Consider the following 18,135-nt stretch of genomic DNA (forward strand, 5'->3'; position numbering starts at 1 on the left):
TTCATTCCTCCTGCGTCTTCAGCAGCAGCAGGCTGAGCAGCAGGTACGCGAGGACGATGCTCGCCAGGGCGGCAAAGCTGGGCCAGAGATCGCCGAAGTCGAGCCCCTTGGTGAAGGTGCCGAGGCTGATACGCTGGAAATAGGTGCTCGGAAAAGCCAGCCCGATGATCCGCGCACCGCCGGAAAGCGAGGAGACCGGCGTGAACAGGCCTGAAAACTGGATCACCGGCAGCATGATCAGGACGGCCGTCCCAAAAAGCGCGGCGATCTGGGTCTTGACGAACGATGAGACCAGCACGCCGAAGCCGGTGGTGGCCATCACGTAGAGCGCGGCGCCGCCGGTCAGCGTGATGAGGCCACCCTTCACCGGCACCTGGAACAGCAGCAGGGCAAGCAGCAACAGGCTGAGGTAGCTCGCGAAGGCAATCAGCACGTAGGGCAACTGCTTGCCGAGGAGGAATTCGAGTCCGCTCACCGGCGTCGCGTAGAGATTGGTGATGGAGCCCATTTCCTTCTCGCGGACGACGCCGACGGCGGTCATCATCGCCGGAATCAGCGCCAGCATCATCATGATCACCCCCGGGACCATCGCGAAGACGCTCCGGAAATCCTGGTTGTAGCGAAAGCGCGTGGCGATATCGACCGGCGAGAGCCTGGGCGTACTGCCGGCGGTGCGCTCGGCCAGTCCCTTGAGGTAAGCCTGATGCACTCCCTCGACGTAGCCGCGGACGGTCTCGGCGGTGAAGGGTGCCGCTCCGTCGATCCACACGCCGACCTCGGCCGGACGTCCGCGCCGCACAGCGTTGCCGAAACCGGGGGGAATCTCGACCGCTACCCGCAGCCTGCCGCTGCGCATCTGCCGCTCCAGGTCGGCGTGGTCGGCGAGCGCAGGCCGGGCACGGAAATAGCGCGACCCCGAGTAGTTCTCGAGGTAGGCGCGACTTTCCGGCGTGCGGTCGCGGTCGAGGGCGGCATAGGACTGGTTCTCGACGTCGAAGGAGATACCGTAGCCAAAAGCGATCATCAGGACGATCGGCCCGAACAGCGCGAAAGCCAGGCGGATCGGATCGCGCCGGATCTCCATCGCTTCCCGGCGGGCGTAGGCCCACCAGCGACGCCCGCTGAACAGTGCGCTCCGCCCCATTGGCGCTGCCGCCGCCATTGGCGGGCGCGCCGCCGGCGATGCGCCTTCCGGTATCGCCTTCTCGCCGGCCGCTTGTTCGAGGCAGGCGATGAACGCCTGTTCGAGGCTGTGCACCGCGTGGGCGCGCGTCAATGCCTCCGGCGACCCCTGTTCGAGGACGCGCCCGGCATGCATCAGCGAGATCCGGTCGCAGCGCTGCGCCTCGTTCATGAAGTGTGTCGAGATGAAGATGGTCACCCCTTCCTGGCGTGAAAGGTCGGCCAGCAAACGCCAGAACGCGTCGCGTGCCACCGGATCGACGCCGGAAGTGGGTTCGTCGAGAATCAGCATTTCCGGTGCGTGGATCACCGCCACCGCCAGCGACAGGCGCTGGCGGATTCCCGGCGGCAGGCTCTCGGTGCGATGGTCGACGTAGTCGCGCAATCCGAAGCGTTCGATCATTTCCTGCACGCGGGCGGCGATCTTCTCCTTAGGCAAGTGGAACAGCCGGGCGTGCATGTCGAGGTTCTGACGCACCGTCAGCTCGGTGTACAGCGAAAAGGCCTGCGACATGTAGCCGACGCGCTTGCGGGTCTCGATGTCGCCGGCGTCAACCGCGCGTCCGAACAGCGTCGCCGTTCCCGACGAGGCCGGCAACAGCCCGGTGAGCATCTTCATCGTCGTCGTCTTGCCGCAGCCGTTGGAGCCGAGAAAGCCGAAAATCTCGCCACGCTCGATGCGGAAGCTGACCTGGTCGACGGCGGTGAATTCACCGAAGCGCCGCGTCAGGGCTTGTGCCTCGATCGCCGGCGGACCCGCCTGCGCCTGCCGTGGCGGAATCACCAGTGGCTGGTGGTCGCGGTGCTTGTCGTCGGGCAGCAGCGAGATGAACGCCTGTTCGAGGGTGGCGCTGGCCGTTCTCGCCTTGAGTTCGGCCGGGCTGCCGGTGGCCAGCACGCGGCCGGCGTCCATTGCCACCAGCCAGTCGAAACCCTCTGCCTCGTCCATGTAGGCCGTTGCCACGAGCACGCTCATCGCCGGCCGGCGCGCGCGGATGTGCCCGATGAGTTCCCAGAACTGGCGTCGCGACAGGGGATCGACGCCGGTGGTCGGCTCGTCGAGGATCAGCAACTCGGGGTCGTGAATCAGCGCACAGCAGAGCCCCAGTTTCTGCTTCATGCCGCCGGAGAGCTTGCCGGCCGGCCGCTCGGCGAAAGGCGCGAGGCCGGTGCTGTCCAGTAGCTCCCGGATCCGCCAGGCACGTTCGGCGGTGGATTGGCCGAACAGGCGGGCAAAGAAGTCGACGTTCTCGAACACCGACAGGGTCGCATACAGATTTCTGCCGAGGCCCTGCGGCATGTAGGCAATGCGCGGGCATTGAGCGCTGCGATGGCGACGCTCGGCCATGTTGCCGCCGAGCACTTCGACTCGCCCCGATTGAATCCGGCGTGTCCCGGAGACGAGCGACAGGAGGCTGGACTTGCCGACGCCGTCGGGGCCAATGAAGCCCACCATGCGGGCCGCCGGTATCACCAGATCGACCTGCTCCAGTGCTGCAACGCTGCCGTGCCGATGGCTGACCGCTGCCAGCCGCGCCACCGGTTCTGGCGCACTGCTCATTGCGGCAGTTTTACCTGCAGATGTTCCGGCCAGGCTGCGGCGGGGTCGAGGCGGACGTAGGCTACCCCCGGCAGGCCGGTCTTGACCTGGGTCCGGTACTTGCGGAGGACCTCGGGGTCAATCTGCGCCCGCGTCCGGAAGGCGAGCTTCTGACGCTCGCTGGCCGTCTCGACCGCCTTGGGGGTGAATTGCGCGGCGCTGTCGACGAAGGAGATGCGGGCGGGAATGACATACTCGGGTGCGGCGTCGAGCACCAGCCTGGCCTCGGCACCGATCGCGACCTTGCCGGCGACGGTTTCGGGCAGGAAGAAGCTCATGTAGACATCCGACAGGTCGAGCACGGTGAGCACCTTGCCGCCGGCAGGCAGCACTTCGCCGGGCTCGGCCGTGCGGTACTGGACCCGGCCGCCGCGTGGCGCCCTGAGCGTCGCATCGGCGATGTCGGCCTTGATTTTCGCGGTGGCGGCGATGGCGGCGTCGATCGACGATTCGGATTCGGCCACCTGCGAGCGCGAGGCCTCGATCGCCGACTGCGTTTCGAGCGTTTGCGACTGCGCCGTCTCGATCGCTGCCTGCGCCTCAGCCACCCGTGAGCGGGCAGCGGTGAGTGCCGCCCTGGCGACCTGCAGCCGGTTGCGGTCGGCTTCCAGCCGCTGTTCGGTGATGAAACCCCGGGCGACGAGTTCTTCGGAGCGCTTCAACTCCTGCTCGGCAAAGGCCACCTCACTCTCGCCCTGAGTCACCGTGGCGAGCGCCGTGGCCTTCGCCTGGCGCCTTTGCGTGACCAGCGCAGCGGCGCTGGCCATGGCCTCCTGGCGCTGCGCGGCCACCGCCGTCGCCGTCGAACTGGCGCTCTCGGCCTGCTTGACCTTCGCCTGCAGTTGCTGGAACTCGGCTTCCAGCGCCTGGGTATCCATGCGCGCGACGATCGCTCCCGGGTCGACGAAGTCACCTTCCTTGACCAGTACTTCGCGGACGCGTCCGGCAGACTTGGTGGCGATGTCGACGGCGGTGGACTCGATCCGCCCGTTGCCGGCGACGAAGCCGGCGGGCAGGGCGGCGGGCCGCGAGCGCTGCCAGGCATGGATTCCTGCAGCGAGGGCGAGCGCGGCAATGGCCAGGAAGAAGATCAGGCGCCGTGCGGGGGTACTCATGAATTGATCGTCCTGATGGATTTGCCGAGCCTTGCCGGCGTTGAGCGCCGGCCGGCTGTCGACGCGTCGACACGTCTATCGTCGACAGTCGGAGCACGCCTCGATTTTACCTCAGCTGGCCTGCCCGGAGGCTCGCCGACATTGGGCAGCCGGGCGGTGAGCGTGCCGCCGGCCGTTTCAGGGCAGGGGCTGCAAGGCGCTCGTGGTGTCAATATGGATCACCGCGTCGAAGCGTCTGGCAAGGGACGAATGCGCGTAATGGTTGTCGCGTTCGGCGGCCGGCAGGTAGGTCACGCCGACGCCGCGATCGAGGCGTGAGTGATCGAGTTGACGAGTCAGCTCGGCGTCGTCGCGGATAAGGAGTACGCTGGCTGGCAGACCGATGTCGTGCAACAGCCTCGACCAGCTGCCGTCGATTGCCGGCAGCAGGCGTTTGACCCGGTCCGGCGTTCCCCAGCCGCTCGCCGCGCGCACGCTGCCGCGAAAGGTGGTCATGCCGACCAGATAGACGCTCTTCGGAGCAAGCTGCTCGCGCAGCAGTTGGCCGATCGACAGCTCGCCAAGCGTCGCCTGATCGGTCGCGCGGGCATCACCCTGGTGGGTGTTGTGCGCCCAGACGACGATCTTGCCATGCCTTTCCAGAAGCAGCCGCAGCGACTCGGCAAGGAAGCGTTCGCGCAGATTCCACGACTCCAGAGCGCCGACCATATACAGGGTCCGGTAGTAGGCCTCGGCACCGGCGATCGCGCGTGCGCTCATCAGCGCCGCAAAGCCGGCAGCATCCGCATCCTGTGCAGTGAGTTCCTGCATCTGCTGCAGGCGGGCACGCACCCGCTTCTCGCAAGAAGGCATCGTTCCACGCGCCACGTCGCGGCCGTACAGTTGCGGGTCGACAGCGATCCGCGAGTAGGGCGCAAAACACCGGTAGTCGCGCCTCGCCGCGGCGGCCGCTCGGGGGTCGCGCCGCGCCAGGTAGTGCACGACCTCGGCGACCGCCTCGGGCACGCCGTAGAGGTCCATCCCGTACAGGGAAACCACCGGACTACCTGCCGCTGAATTCTCGTTGAGTGCCTTCAGCTCGTCGAGGAACGCGGCAAACTGCCGGTTGCGCCACACCCAGCGCGGGAAACGGCGAAACGCGCGCAAGGCCGTCGTCGCATCTGCACGGCCCGCCCTGTCATGAATGAACGCATTGAGTTGCGTGGTCGGTGCCCAGCCGGCTTCGAGGACGAGCGCGCTGAAACCCTTCTCGGCAATCAGCCGCCGGGTGAGGCGCGCTCGCTGCTCATAGAACTCGGCGCTGCCGTGCGTCGCCTCGCCCAACATGACGAGCTGGGCATCGCCAATCGCCGTGAGCAGTCGGTCGTAGTCGCCGGCGTCGTTCGTCAGGGCCTGCGCCTTGGCGCGCAGCAGGGCGACAAGAGCCGGCTCGGACGCCGGCGGCTCCTCGCTGACGACCACGGCTGGCCAGGCGATCAGCAGCAGGGTCGCCAGCAGCAGCCGGCGGAGACGCTGCGGCAAGGACGCGCAGGCCGACCTTCTGTGGTTTCTCTTGCAACACGGCGGCAGGACCGGAACGAGGCAGCTCGGTGGCGCTGTGCGGCGTTGCCGATAGCGTTTCGCCGCCGTCGCGGTGGCGGGGTCAGGCCGCATCAAGGCTGCGCCTGACGTCAGACACAGCCCTTGAGGAACTCGCGGCGTTCGGGTTCGGAGTCGATATGCTCGGCGAGCTTGTGGTAGAGCTCCCCGATGTCGCCGGAGTCGTTCGCGGCGCGCTTGATCAGCACCTTGGCGAGTGGGCCGACATACTGCGCCAGGCGCTTCTCGGCCGCCGCCAGCGTCGCCGGATCGAAGACCACCACCGGCTTCGCAGCGGCCGCCTCGGGCGGTCGGCCCGGCGTCGGTGGTGCCGAGGTGGAGGCCGCTGCAGTCAGCCGACCGACATGCTTGAGAAAGCCGGAGCGCTCGACGCCTTCGGGGACGTTTTCAGCGAGCGCCGCGTAGAACTCCTCGACGCTTCTCGCCTGCATCGCGCTGTGACGTACCAGATGCTTTGCCAGGGGTCCGATCGAGCGGACGAGCGAGGACTCGATCTCGGCCAGGGTCTCCGGCGGCAGCGGCAAGGGAGCTGAGGCTCCCGTGGGCCGCTTGCCGGCGGGGGTGCCCCTGTCGTCGCGGCGTGGCGTCGCCGACGGCGACGAACGCTCCGCCTTGCCGCCGGCCCCCCCTGCGGGCGCCGGCTTGCTCTTGACGAACGCCGCCAGCAGGGCGTTGGTGAAGTCGCGCGCGCTCTGGAAGCGGTCCTCCGGTTTTTTTGCCAGGGCGCGCGCCAGCAGGTCGTCGAAAACCGCCGGCACCGAGGAATCGAGCGACGACGGCGGCGCCGGATCGACGTGCAGGACGTTGTGCAGCACGCTGGCCGGTGTCTCGGCAAGAAACGGTCCGTGGCCGGTGAGCAGTTCGTAGAGGATTACCGCCGCCGACCAGAGGTCGGCGCGACCATCGGCAGGCAGCCCTATCAACTGCTCCGGGGCGATGTGCGTCGGTGTTCCCAGGACCGTGCCGACCTGCGTCAGCGACGAACTCTCCATCTTGGCGACGCCGAAATCCATCACCTTGACCTTCATCCCGCTCAACACCATCACGTTGGCGGGCTTGATGTCACGGTGCACGACGCCGTGCTTGTGCGAGTAGTCGAGTGCCGAGAGCAACTGCTTCATCACCTCGAAGACGTCGATCAGCTCGAAGCGGCCGCGTTCACGCATCAGCCGGCGCAGTTGCTGTCCGGGGACGTACTCCATGACGATGAAGGCCATGTCCGCGTCCTCGCCATACTCGTACACGCCGACGATGGCCGGGTGCTGCAAGCGGCCGCCGGCCTGCGCCTCGAGCTTGAAGCGCGCGACCGCGGAGGTGGACTCGACGTTCGCCAGGTACTCGGCGAGAATCGTCTTGATCGCCACCGGTCGCTCGATGACCGGATCGAACCCCTCGTAGACAGTGCCCATCGCGCCCTTGCCGATCTCGCGACGGATCTCGTACTTGCCGATATGTTCCGGGATAGTCATGGTCTGGCGGCTCCGCGCTCAACCCTCGATCAGCTTGATCGCCTTTTCCAGGCTGCGGCGCATGCGGTTGAAGGAGTTGCCCAGGACGCCGATCTCGTCGCCGCTGTGTGCGCGGAACTCGGGCAGGTCGAAGTCACCGGTGGAGATTCTGTCGGCGGCCGCCGACATGCTCGAGATCGGCCGGATGATCAGCAGCGACAGCATGACGTTGAGGACGATGAAGGTGGCGAGGAAAATGCCGCCGAGCGAGAGCATGAAGGTGTTGAAGGTGCGCTGCGCATTCGCGAGAGGCACCGACATCGGCACCGAAACGACCTGCGCGCCGATCGTCTCCATGTGCTGCCAGCCGAAGCCGTTGTTCTCGCCGTAGATGCGGATCATCGATGCCGGCGCGGCTGAGGGCACGCTGTGGCAGGCCAGGCACGCCGGGTCGGTGATGGTGATCGGCCGCGCGAGATAGAGCATGCGGCCCGTCGGCGTCTCGCGCTCGCCGGAAAGCTCGCGGGCGCTGGTGTCGCCACGGAACTTCTGGACGATGTCGTTCTCCCACTCGACTGCGCGGTCGCGCGGGTTGGTGGGGTTGAGCGTCGCTTCCTTGTAGGTGAAGTCCGGGTATTTTGTGTGCAGGTTGTTGAAGACTTCGGTCGCCGCGTAGGCAGGGACGGTCTGCGGCAGGAAAGTATGCTCCAGCTGGGCATCGAGCAGCGGTTTGACTTGTTTGACGGTGTAGCCGCGCACCGATAGCGCGGACTCCATCATCAGGCCGGCGTTACGCAGCGTCTCCTGCTTGGCGTTGTCGTTCAGGAGTCGGTGCGACACGTAGGCCGATACGGCCATCCCCGCAGCGAAGACCAGCAGCAGGACCAGATTGAACTTCAGTCGCAGACCCATGAGCACTTCCCCTTTGAAAGGATGCGGATCGAAGATCCCGCTGCAGCGCGCAGAGTATATGTGGCGCGGTCAACGCGGGTCAATTGATTCGCGGCCTGGCACGCGCCGGCTGTGCGTCGCCGGTCGGTTGCGATCGGACGCGCGAGGTCGTCAGGCTGGCGTTGCGGATCGGCATGGCCGGAACGCGCGCGTGGACCTCTGATTGCTACCCTTGCAAGCCTCGCGAGCGGCGCTTCGTATCTTCGCGGTACGCTTCTTCAGCGCCCAACCCGCCGGTGGAGACCAGGCACGGCAGTTGCGGAGTGACGGAAAATCTTACAGGGGCCGCCCTGCCAGGCCAGGGCATGTTGCCAAGCCACTGGTCTAATGGGATAAAAAAACATGGCACGAGTATTGCTCGGATTGCCTCGTGCGGAGCAGGGCGTCCACGGTCCAGAGTTTGGCGACAGCGTCCGGCAGCGAGGAATCGAGAAGTGCGTCGGCTGCCTGACACGACCTGGGTCGGCGATAGCCTGCCCGTCACCTCTACCACACCCGACTTGACCAACCCTGCGAGGGACGATCCAATGACATCAACAACTCTCCATCGTACCACCGGCATTGCCCTGGTGGTTTCGACGCTCGCCCTCTTGGCCCAGCCTGCGCAGGCGCAGTCCGTCAGCGCGCCTTTCGCTGCCGACTACACGCTGATCGATCTGGCCGCGGTGCCGTCGCTGCCGCTTCCCTATGGCGGACTCACCTTCAAGGCGGGAGACCCGAATACCATCCTGATTGGCGGCAGCGCCAACACAGCTGCCGGTCTCCTCTATCAGATCGGGGTGGTGCGTGGCGCGGACAACCACATCACCGGCTTTACCGGCGCCGCCACAGCGCTGGGTAGCGTGGGTGCATTCAACGATGGCGGCGTCGTCTATGGCCCGGGCGGCGTGCTTTTCACGTCACAGTGGCCGGAAAACAAGCTGGGGCAGACGAAGCCCGGCAACACAGCCGAGGACAAGGTGATCGATCTGGTTCCGTTCGGGGTCGCCGCCTCGCATGCGGCCTTGAACTTCGTTCCCGCAGGCTTCGGGGGGGCGGGGACGATGAAGCTCGTTTCCTGGAGTGGTGGTGAGTTCTATACGGCGGCCTACGCGGCAGACGGCAGCGGTACCTACGATATTACCAGCGTTACCCAGGTAGACCTTGACCTGACGACGCCCGGGGTCATCGACACTCTGCCGGGCGGGCCGGAAGGCTTCGTCTATATCACCGCCGGCAACCCGGGGTTTGTCGCCAATGCCATGCTCGTGTCGGAGTTCTCTGCCGGCAACGTCGTGGCTTATGACCTGGACGCCGACGGCAACCCGCTCGTCGCGACCCGACGCGAGCTGGTTACCGGGCTGGATGGCGCGGAAGGCGCCGCGATTGACCCATTGACCGGCGATTTCCTGTTCTCCACCTTCGGCGCGGTGGTGGATCGCGTCGTCGTCCTGCGAGGCTTCACCGAACCGCCACCGTCGCTTCCTGAGCCGGCCAGCATGCTGCTCTTCGGCGTCGCGCTGGCCGGTCTGGCGCTGCAGCGGCGCCGAGCGAACGACTGAAGCATGATCGATCGGCTGGGCCAAGGCCCGTCGACGACGCTCCACGCGTGGAGCCTGCGGCAGCCAGTGGCTGCCGTTTTTTTTGCCGGGGCGGCGAATGCTGCGCAAGGTCGCCGGGAGATTGACTCCGGTCCGCACGTCCGCGGCGAGGCCGGGCGGGCCGCTCCGCCGGATCGGGGTGCCGCCTTCAGGGCGCCGGGCGCGCGGACGGCGCCGGGCGATCGCCCGGCAGTGTCGTCAGGCTCTCGATCCACGGTTCGAGGTGCTGACCGACGGCAACCTGCGCCTGGTAGCGCGGCGTCCGCTCGCTTGCTGCGGGCCGACTGGTGTTGCGCAGCGGCTCGAGCAGCCCACGCCAGGCGAAGGGGACGTTGATGCGGTCGATGGCAATAGCGCTGATGTAGCCAGCCAGCCGGTGCTGCCGGTCGCTGCTGCGCACGCTTGGTCTTACGGTGCCGCGCAGAATCAGGGTGCGCTGGCGATCGGGGTAGCGGGCGCGCAGCACCGCGGCGTCGAGGCCGGCGTCGATGGCGAAAAGGCGGCTGGCATGGCCTTCCTCGATGGCCAGATTGTCCCGGGCGGCCTTCGCCTGCTCCGCAAACGCCTTGCTGTCGGGATTGGCCGTCGCCGCGGCCGTCCGGCGCAGCGCATTCGCGCGTGCGCGCTCGACCGCCTGCTGCCACGCCGGCCCCGCGAGCTCGAGCACGATCAGCACCTGGCGTGGCAATTGGCGGGTGAAACGCTCGCGCGCTTCGGGAGTGGCATCGCCGGCAGCGGTGTCGAACCCCAGGGCGGCGAGCCGGCCCGCGTCCAGCCACGCCGGACGGCCAGCGTGCAGCGAGTAGCCGTAGTCGGGCCGTTCCTCGTCGGCGTCGAGGACGCGCCAGTTCAGCGCCAGCGCCAGGCCGCTGTTCTCCGCGTGGCGGTAACCCCCGGCCGGCAGTGCCAGCTCGCGTTCGCTGAGCATGACGCGGCTTTCCGGTTCATCGGCCCGGTTTCGGGCGACGCTCGACAGAGCGATGGCGTTGGTCAGCAGGATCAGCGCCGCACCGGCGGCGAGCGAACGCCTGCGTGTCCGGGCAGTCATCGCGACTCGCCAGGCTTGGCGCGGCTGCTGACGTCGCGCAGCCGCTTGAGGACCAACAGGATCAGCACCGCGCTGAGGCCGAGGACCAGGAAGAAGAGGTACTTGGGCATGAGGTCCCAACACCAGTCGTAGAATTTCGCGTAGAGGAAGAGGACGAAAAAGGCGATGCCTGTGTTGACCGTTTCCGGCCAGTCGCGGCGCGTGCCAATCCAGATTGTCAGTGCGCTGCCGGCAAAGCCAAACAGCTGATAGCCACCCTCGATCAGCCTGGCGGGCAGATCGAGGTAGCTGCCGTAGCCCCAGTGACCGAGGATCAGCATCGGGATGAAGGCGGTAAGCAGGCCGAAGACCCGGTAGGTGGCTTCGAAGCCAGCGTAGTTCCGGTGCAGCGCCAGCCGCGGCATGGCGAGCAGGATTGCCGCGGCGGCAAAAAAGTTTTCCGGTCGCTCGCCGGCGTTCAGCCAGTAGATGCCGCTCCAGGTACCGACGCGCGCCGCCACGAAGCCGATCACGCAGACGATGCCGGTTGCCAGCAGCAGGCGCAGGTCGCAAGCGTAGGCGAGCAGGAAAGCCATCGCCGCCCAGGGTAGCAAGGCCGTGTCCGTGGGCGTGATGTTGAAGATCTGGCCGATCATGCTGATGTTGAGGACGAAGCAGGTGAACGCGAGCAGCGCCGCAAGCCTGCTGAAATAGCCGCTGCCGTCGCGTCCCTGCAGCGCGACCGTCAGGCCGAGGCTGGCGAGCGCGCTGAGGATCAGGATGACGACCTGCGTGGTCTCGGTAAACCGTCCCCAGAACTGGTAGAAGAGGAGAAAGATGCTCGCTGCCAGCGCCAGGGCGCCGAGAAAAGAGGCTACGCGCATACCAAGCGAAAGCTGCCGACCGCGACCGTCAAGGTCGATGTCATAGGCTGCCGCATAGTCGGCGAGCAGTCCCGCATGGTGGGCAAGGATCGCTTGCTGCGCGTCCGCGCCGAGGTCGACAACGCCTTCCGCCTGCAGGCGCGCCAGTTCGGCGCGGAATACACGGATGTCGTCGGCCCTCTGCTGGGCCTCTCGGCGTGCGGGCAGGTCGCGTGCGCTCTCGGTCATGATGGGCAGCAATTATGCCCCCTTTGCCGGGCTCGGGCGATTCCCGCGGCCGCTACTCGCGTGGCCAGGCTGCGTTGACCGCGATCGATGCGCCCTCCTATACTCCCGGCATGCCAAAGAGCCTCCTGCCAATCGCTCGCATCGGCGCGCCGCCCGGGATTGCCGAGAGATGCGCGCGAACCTGGCCTCTGCCTTTGGCGGTGGTCCGTGGTGAACGAGGGCCCTGCGCCAGGCGGCGAACACACGGGAACTGGCTACCGGGCCCTGCGCGGTGACCGGCAAGCAAGCTCTCGACTGGTTCGTGCCGCCGCACGCGCGCGCGAACGCCAGGCTCGCTGCCAACGGAAGATCCGTCGCAGGATCGCTGCTGACGATCTCGGCGGTGCTGTCGCTGGTGCTCGTGGTGTTCCTGCTCGTGCGCAGCCGGCCGAGCACGGTCGAACTGGCGGTCTTCGCCGCCGCCGTCGCAACGCCGGTGCTCGCCGCGGTCTGCATCCGCTTCGTCGCCAACCCGACCGGCATACTCCTCCTCACCAACCTCGCCGGAATCGCCTACGTTGCGATCTGGGCCGCCGTGACTGGTGGCGTGCTTTCGGTGGCGGTGCCCTGGCTGATTGCGCTGCTCGCGACGCTCGGCACCTTCGGCAAGGCACGCGTGCTGCTCGTCGCCTTCGCGGCGGATGCCCTGGTTCTCGTCGGGCTCTATCTGGGCAGCGCCCGGGGTTTGCTGCCGCAGAGCCCGGTGGCGGAGGCCGAGGCCATGACTCTGGCCTTGATCGCCCAGATATCGTCGCTGGCCGTCGTGGCCATGGCGGCCAAGATTGTCGTGCGCGCTCGAGCCGCTGCCCGGGAAAGCCTTCGGCAAGGCGAAAAGCGCTTGCAGCAAATCGTCGACGGTCTGCCCGCGTCGATCGCCTATGCCGACTACACGGGTAGCGTCGCGCGCTATTCGTTTGTCAACCGGCGCTTTGCCGAACGCTTCGGCAAAGCGCCGGCGGACATCGCCGGCAGGGCGGTGGTGGACGTCCTCGGGGAAGAGGTGTATCGCGATGTCGCGCCACATCTGCAAAGAGTGCTGCAGGGGGAAGCCGTCGAGTACGACCGCGCCTTGCCGACAGCCGACGGAACGACGCGCTACGACCGGGTGTACCTGGTGCCCGATTGGGCGGAGGATGGCGCGGTGCAGGGCGCCTACATCTTCGGTATCGACGACAGCGAACGCAAGCGGGCGTTGCTCGCTCTCGAGGGAAGCGAGGCGAAGCTGGCCGAGGCGCAGGCGATGGCGCACGTCGGCAACTGGGAATTTGATCTGGAGACCGATCGTCTGACCTGGAGTGACGAGGTCTACCGCATCTGCGGCCACGAGCCGCGCAGCTTCACGCCCTTCTTTCGCACCGACTATGTCGCCGCTACACCTGTCGAGGACCGTCCGAAGCTGGCCGAGGCGCTGGCGCAGGTTTTGGCGACGGGTGCTGCGCAGAGGTTGGAGCACCGCGTCGTGCGCCCCGATGGCGACGAGCGGACGGTGGAGGTGCGCGCGCAGGTCTTGTGCACCGATCTCGCGGGCAGGATCAGCACGCTGACCGGGGTTGTCCAGGATGTCAGCGAGCGCAAGCAGATCGAGAGGGAACTGATCGCCGCCAAGGAGGCCGCCGAGGCGGCGAGCAAGGCCAAATCGGCCTTCCTGGCAAACATGAGCCACGAAATCAGGACGCCGATGAACGGCGTGATCGGGGTGGCGGAACTCCTGCTGACCGAGGCCCTGGAGGAGCGGGCGCGCCACTACGCAGAGACGATCCAGCGCTCGGGGCGGGCGCTGCTCGGAGTACTCGATGACGTACTGGACCTCTCGAAGATCGAGGCGGGGCGGCTCGAGCTGGAATCGGTGAGATTCGATCTGCCGGAACTGGTGCGCGAGATGAGCGACCTCTTCGGCGAGGCGGCGCGCGCCAAGGGGGCGAGGCTCGTGGTATCGGTGGCGCCGGCGGTGCCGCGCTGGGTAGAGGGCGATCTGGTTCGGCTGCGGCAGGTGCTGCTGAATCTGGTGTCGAACGCCGTGAAGTTCTCGGCGCGCGGCATCATCGAAATCGAGCTGCGCCACGACGGCGACGGCGACGGCGCGCTGCGCTTCGCGGTCCGCGATCAGGGCCTCGGCATCGCACCGGACAAGCAGGCACGGATTTTCGACGCGTTTGCCCAGGCCGACCAGGGCACGACGCGGCGCTTTGGTGGCACCGGCTTGGGCTTGTCGATCGCGCGTCAGCTGGTACGCCTGATGGGGAGCGACATCGGCTTGCACAGCACGCTCGGCGAGGGTTCGTGCTTCTGGTTCTGCTTGCGGCTGCCCGAGGTGGCGCCGCCGGTGGCGGAGCGGCGTGTGTCGGTCGAGTCCTTCGCCAACCAGCGCGTGCTGGTGGCCGAGGACGACCCGGTGAACGCGGAGGTGACGCGGGCGGTTCTGCAGCACTACGGAGTCGAGGTCGTGATGGTGGGCGACGGCGCACAGGCAGTGACCGCACATGCGCGCCAGCGCTTCGCCCTGATCCTGATGGACTGCCAGATGCCCGGAATGGACGGGTTCGAGGCGACGCGGCGCATTCGCGAGGCCGAGAGCGCCAGCGGTGCAGCGCGCACGCCGGTGGTCGCCCTCACCGCGCACGCGCTGGCCGGCTATCGCGAGCAGTGCTTGCAGGCCGGCATGGACGACTATCTGACCAAACCGTTCCCGGCTGCCGCCCTGCGTGACCTGCTCGGGCGCTGGCTCGCGGCCGACGCTTGAAGCCCTTCGGCACGCCGACGATAGATTGGCGCGGGCGTGGCGCGGCGTGACGTTGCCGGGTCCGACGGCGAGACGTCCCGCTACGCGGCTTCCTGGCGGTGGTCGTCGCGAAGCGCTGACTGCATGCGATTGACGCCGCTGAGCAGAGCCTTGATCGACGCGGTGACGATGTTGGCGTCTACCCCGGCACCGTAGCACTCGCCGCCGCCCTCGCTGGGAGTGAGTTCGATGAAGGCGCAGGCAAGGGCGTTGCCTGCCTCGCGGCTCGCACTCATCGACCGCTCCTCGTAGCTGCGCACCTGGACGTCGATGCCGACAGTGTGGAGCGCGTGAACCGCGGCGTCGATCGGGCCGTTGCCCTCGCCACTGAGCACGTGTGGCACGCCGTCGATGTCCACCGTGATCCGGATGCCTTGCGCCTGCCCGTGTTCGAACAAGCGGTGCTCGCGATAGTGGAGCGGCGCGCGGGTGTCGAGATAGGTCGTGGCGAAGAGCTGCCAGATGTCGGCCGCGCTGACCTCGCCACCGTGCGTCTCGGTATGCCGCTGGACGACCCCCGAGAACTCGACCTGCAGCCGGCGCGGCATGACCACGCCGTATTCGCTTTCCAGCAGGTAGGCGATGCCGCCCTTGCCGGACTGGCTATTGACGCGGATCACCGAGTCGTAGTTGCGGCCGACGTCGGCTGGGTCGATCGGCAGGTAGGGGACGTCCCAGACGACATCGGCCTGCTTGGCGGCGAAGCCCTTCTTGATGGCATCCTGGTGGGAGCCGGAGAAGGCCGTGAACACGAGGTCACCGACATAGGGGTGGCGTGGGTGAATCGGCAACTGCGTGCAGTGTTCGAACGTTCGGGCGACGGCGTTGATGTCCGAGAAATCGAGGCCGGGCGCGACGCCCTGCGTGTACAGATTGAGCGCCAAGGTCACGATATCGACATTGCCGGTGCGCTCGCCGTTGCCGAACAGGCAGCCTTCGACCCGGTCGCCGCCGGCCATCAAGGCGAGCTCGGCCGCGGCGACGGCGGTACCCCGGTCGTTGTGTGGGTGCAGGCTGAGGATGACGCTGTCGCGCCGCTCGAGGTGGCGGTGCATCCACTCGATCTGGTCGGCGTAAACGTTGGGCGTCGCCAGTTCGACGGTGGTCGGCAGGTTGAGAATCACCTTGTTGCCCGGCGTCGCGTCCCAGGCGGCAGTGACGGCGTTGCAGACGTCGAGCGCGAAGTCGAGTTCGGTCGCGGTAAAGGTTTCCGGGCTGTATTCCAGCACCCATTCCGTCTCCGGCTGTTCGGCGGCCAGTTGTCTGATCAGTTTGACGGCGCCGACGGCCATGTCGACGACTTCCGAGCGGGTCATGCCGAAGACGAAGTCCCGGAAGGGTTTCGAGGTGGCGTTATAGACATGCACGATCGCCCGGCGGGCGCCTCTCAACGATTCCATCGTCCGCCGGATCAGGTGCTCGCGCGCCTGGGTGAGCACCTCGATGCTGACATCGGCGGGAATATGCTTGCCGTCGATGAGGCGGCGCACGAAATCGAAGTCGGTCTGCGAGGCCGACGGAAAAGCGACCTCGATCTCCTTGAAGCCGATGTCGCAGAGCATGCGAAACATGCGCATCTTGCGCTCGAGGTTCATCGGTTCGAAGAGGGACTGATTGCCATCGCGCAGATCGGTACTCATCCAGATTGGCGGCTGGCTGATGCGGCGGTTCGGCCATTGACGATCGACGAGGTCGACGGGCGGGAAGGAACGGTATTTGCTGGCGGGGTTCTGCAACATGATGGCGGCTCCTGGCAGGGCGTTTGACGAATGCGACGATGCGACGATGCGACGAGTGTCATCTTAAGGAAAAGCGGCCCGCAGGTGCTTGCGTTATGTGGCTTGTTGGGCAGATTAATGGCAAGAAAATTGCCATGCTATGAGAGAAACACGTAAAATATTGCGACAAGTTGGCACTGGAGGGGAGTCGTGCAACTCGACCGCTACGACTGGCAGATTCTGCAGGTACTGCAACGGGAGGGCCGGATCAGCAATCAGGATCTCGCCGACCGCATCGGCCTGTCGCCTTCGCCGTGCCTGCGCCGGGTGCGTACGCTCGAGGAGTCCGGGTTGATCACCGGTTATCGCGCGCTGCTCGACGCCAGGAAGCTCGGCTTGTCGCTGATGGCACTGATCCACATTTCGATGGATCAGCATACGCCGGAGCGCTTCAGCACCTTCGACGCCCGCATCGCGGAAATCCCGGAACTGCTCGAATGCCTGCTGATCACGGGCCAGGATGCCGACTACCAGCTCAAGGTCGTGGTCAGGGACATGGACGCCTATCAGGAACTCCTGCTTGACCGGATTACGCGCATCCCCGGGGTGACCGGGGTCCATTCGAGTTTCGTGCTGCGCCAGGTGGTCGACAAGACCGCGCTGCCGCTGCCGACGCAGCCGGCCTGAGGCGGCCGGATCGCTGACGGAGGATCTGACTGCCATGACCGCCTGCCTCGGGCTCTCTCGCGGAACCGGCTGATGAGCCTGGCCACCATCATTCATGCCGGCATGCGGCACTACGAGCAGCCCAACCTTGCCCTCGTGCTGATGGGCGGCGGCGCACGCACGGCCTATCAGGTTGGCGTGCTGCGCGCGCTGGGGAACATGCTGCAGGCACAACCGGGCAGGGCTCGCCGATTTCCGTTCCAGATCCTGATCGGCACCTCGGCCGGCGCGATCAACGCTGCCTTCCTGGCCGCGCACGCACTGGAGGGCTTGCAGGCCTTCGAGCAACTGGCCGAGTTCTGGGGGCGACTGCGATCGAGCGACGTTTACCGCCTCACCGCTCCTCGCTGGCTCGCCTTCAGCCGCGTCTCGCTGGCTCTCGGGCTGTCGCGGCATGTGCAGGCGAGGGGCGCCTTGCTCGACAACACGCCCCTCGCCGAAATGCTCGGCCGGGGCATCTCGCTCGACAACATCGAAAAGGCCCTGCGTTCGCGGAGCATCGACGCGCTGGCGGTGACCGGCTCGAGCTATACGAGCGGCGTGCACTGGACTTTCTGCCAAACCGCCAGTCGCGAGGGCTTTCAGCCGTGGACACGTCCTGGGCGTCGCGCCGAGTTCCAACCCTTGACGATCGCGCACCTGATGGCCTCGAGTGCCATACCCTTTCTCTTTCCGGCGACCCCATTGACGGTCGAGGGGCGGCAAGAGCACTTCGGCGACGGCTCGATGCGCCAGATCACGCCCCTGTCGCCGGCAATGCACCTGGGCGCGCAAAAAATCCTGGTCATCGGTGTCGGACAGCCCGAACGTCCTGGCTTCGCCGTGGCTCCGGCCGGCATCCCGGGGCGTGGCCCGAGTCTCGGCAGCATGGCCGGGCATGTCATGGCGAGCGTCTTTCACGATACGCTGCAGGCCGACGTCGAGCAGGCCCGGCGGGTTGCCGACACCATCAACGGATTGCCGCAGGAGGCGGTTTCGGCGATGAACTACAAGGCGATCGACGTGCTGGCGATGGCGCCGACGGAGTCGCTCGATGCTCTGGCGCAACAGTCCACCGGCGAGTTGCCGACGGCGATTCGCCAGGCGCTGGCCGCCCTCGGCATGCTCAAGGGCGGAGGTGGCGCCCTGGCGAGTTACCTGCTCTTCGAGCAGGGTTTCATCCAGTCGCTGATGGCGATGGGTGAACGCGATGCCATGGCACGCGCCGACGAACTGCTGGAACTGGTTCTCGGCAACTGACTGGCGGTAGAGCCAGCCCC

The 18,135-nt window shown here is 66.7% G+C and carries 12 protein-coding genes; 4 read left to right on the forward strand and 8 right to left on the reverse strand.

What is annotated here, in order from left to right; genetic code table 11:
- Position 1: 1 nt before the first annotated feature.
- The 5 genes from rbbA to CAP2UW1_RS11010 all read right to left on the reverse strand — a co-directional run bounded on the left by rbbA (position 2) and on the right by CAP2UW1_RS11010 (position 7,856).
- Complete coding sequence (gene rbbA, locus CAP2UW1_RS10990; RefSeq protein WP_015766697.1) at positions 2-2,743, reverse strand: ribosome-associated ATPase/putative transporter RbbA; 2,742 nt, start codon at positions 2,741-2,743, stop codon at positions 2-4.
- Positions 2,740-3,897, reverse strand: a complete 1,158-nt coding sequence (locus CAP2UW1_RS10995) for an HlyD family secretion protein (protein WP_015766698.1) — start codon at positions 3,895-3,897, stop codon at positions 2,740-2,742. Before CAP2UW1_RS10995 ends, rbbA begins: the two co-directional genes overlap by 4 nt.
- A 177-nt stretch (positions 3,898-4,074) precedes the next feature.
- Entirely contained in the window at positions 4,075-5,418 is a 1,344-nt protein-coding gene (locus tag CAP2UW1_RS11000; protein WP_049778564.1) for an erythromycin esterase family protein, read from the reverse strand.
- A 149-nt stretch (positions 5,419-5,567) separates the two neighbouring features.
- Complete coding sequence (locus tag CAP2UW1_RS11005) at positions 5,568-6,965, reverse strand: serine/threonine-protein kinase (protein WP_015766700.1); 1,398 nt, start codon at positions 6,963-6,965, stop codon at positions 5,568-5,570.
- An 18-nt stretch (positions 6,966-6,983) separates the two neighbouring features.
- Positions 6,984-7,856, reverse strand: coding sequence for a c-type heme family protein (locus CAP2UW1_RS11010; RefSeq protein WP_015766701.1), 873 nt, complete (start codon positions 7,854-7,856; stop codon positions 6,984-6,986).
- A gap of 566 nt (positions 7,857-8,422) precedes the next feature.
- Between CAP2UW1_RS11010 and CAP2UW1_RS26095 the strand changes: the two genes are divergently transcribed.
- Positions 8,423-9,436 carry a PEP-CTERM sorting domain-containing protein gene (locus CAP2UW1_RS26095; RefSeq protein WP_015766702.1) on the forward strand — a complete coding sequence of 338 codons (1,014 nt, stop codon included), beginning with the start codon at positions 8,423-8,425 and terminating at the stop codon, positions 9,434-9,436.
- A gap of 187 nt (positions 9,437-9,623) precedes the next feature.
- Here the strand turns inward: CAP2UW1_RS26095 and CAP2UW1_RS11020 are convergent, their stop codons facing one another.
- Positions 9,624-10,523 (reverse strand): DUF4824 family protein, encoded by a 900-nt coding sequence (locus CAP2UW1_RS11020; protein WP_015766703.1) that lies wholly within the window; start codon positions 10,521-10,523, stop codon positions 9,624-9,626.
- A complete protein-coding gene (locus CAP2UW1_RS11025) occupies positions 10,520-11,614 on the reverse strand; it encodes a DUF2157 domain-containing protein (RefSeq protein ID WP_015766704.1) in 1,095 nt (364 codons plus the stop codon). Before CAP2UW1_RS11025 ends, CAP2UW1_RS11020 begins: the two co-directional genes overlap by 4 nt.
- Positions 11,615-11,885: 271 nt before the next feature.
- Between CAP2UW1_RS11025 and CAP2UW1_RS23755 the strand changes: the two genes are divergently transcribed.
- Positions 11,886-14,393, forward strand: a complete 2,508-nt coding sequence (locus tag CAP2UW1_RS23755) for an ATP-binding protein (protein WP_015766705.1) — start codon at positions 11,886-11,888, stop codon at positions 14,391-14,393.
- Between the two features lie 80 nt (positions 14,394-14,473).
- On the opposite strand, the gene leuA is transcribed toward CAP2UW1_RS23755, so the two are convergent.
- Positions 14,474-16,171: a 2-isopropylmalate synthase gene (gene leuA, locus CAP2UW1_RS11035; protein WP_015766706.1), complete on the reverse strand. Its 1,698-nt coding sequence runs from the start codon at positions 16,169-16,171 to the stop codon at positions 14,474-14,476.
- Between the two features lie 189 nt (positions 16,172-16,360).
- On the opposite strand from leuA, the gene CAP2UW1_RS11040 reads away from it, so the two are divergent.
- Positions 16,361-16,837: an Lrp/AsnC family transcriptional regulator gene (locus CAP2UW1_RS11040; RefSeq protein ID WP_015766707.1), complete on the forward strand. Its 477-nt coding sequence runs from the start codon at positions 16,361-16,363 to the stop codon at positions 16,835-16,837.
- Between the two features lie 72 nt (positions 16,838-16,909).
- Positions 16,910-18,115, forward strand: coding sequence for a patatin-like phospholipase family protein (locus CAP2UW1_RS11045; protein WP_015766708.1), 1,206 nt, complete (start codon positions 16,910-16,912; stop codon positions 18,113-18,115).
- Positions 18,116-18,135: the final 20 nt, after the last annotated feature.

Source organism: Candidatus Accumulibacter phosphatis (assembly GCF_000024165.1).
In the GTDB taxonomy this organism is placed as follows: Bacteria; Pseudomonadota; Gammaproteobacteria; order Burkholderiales; family Rhodocyclaceae; genus Accumulibacter; species Accumulibacter phosphatis.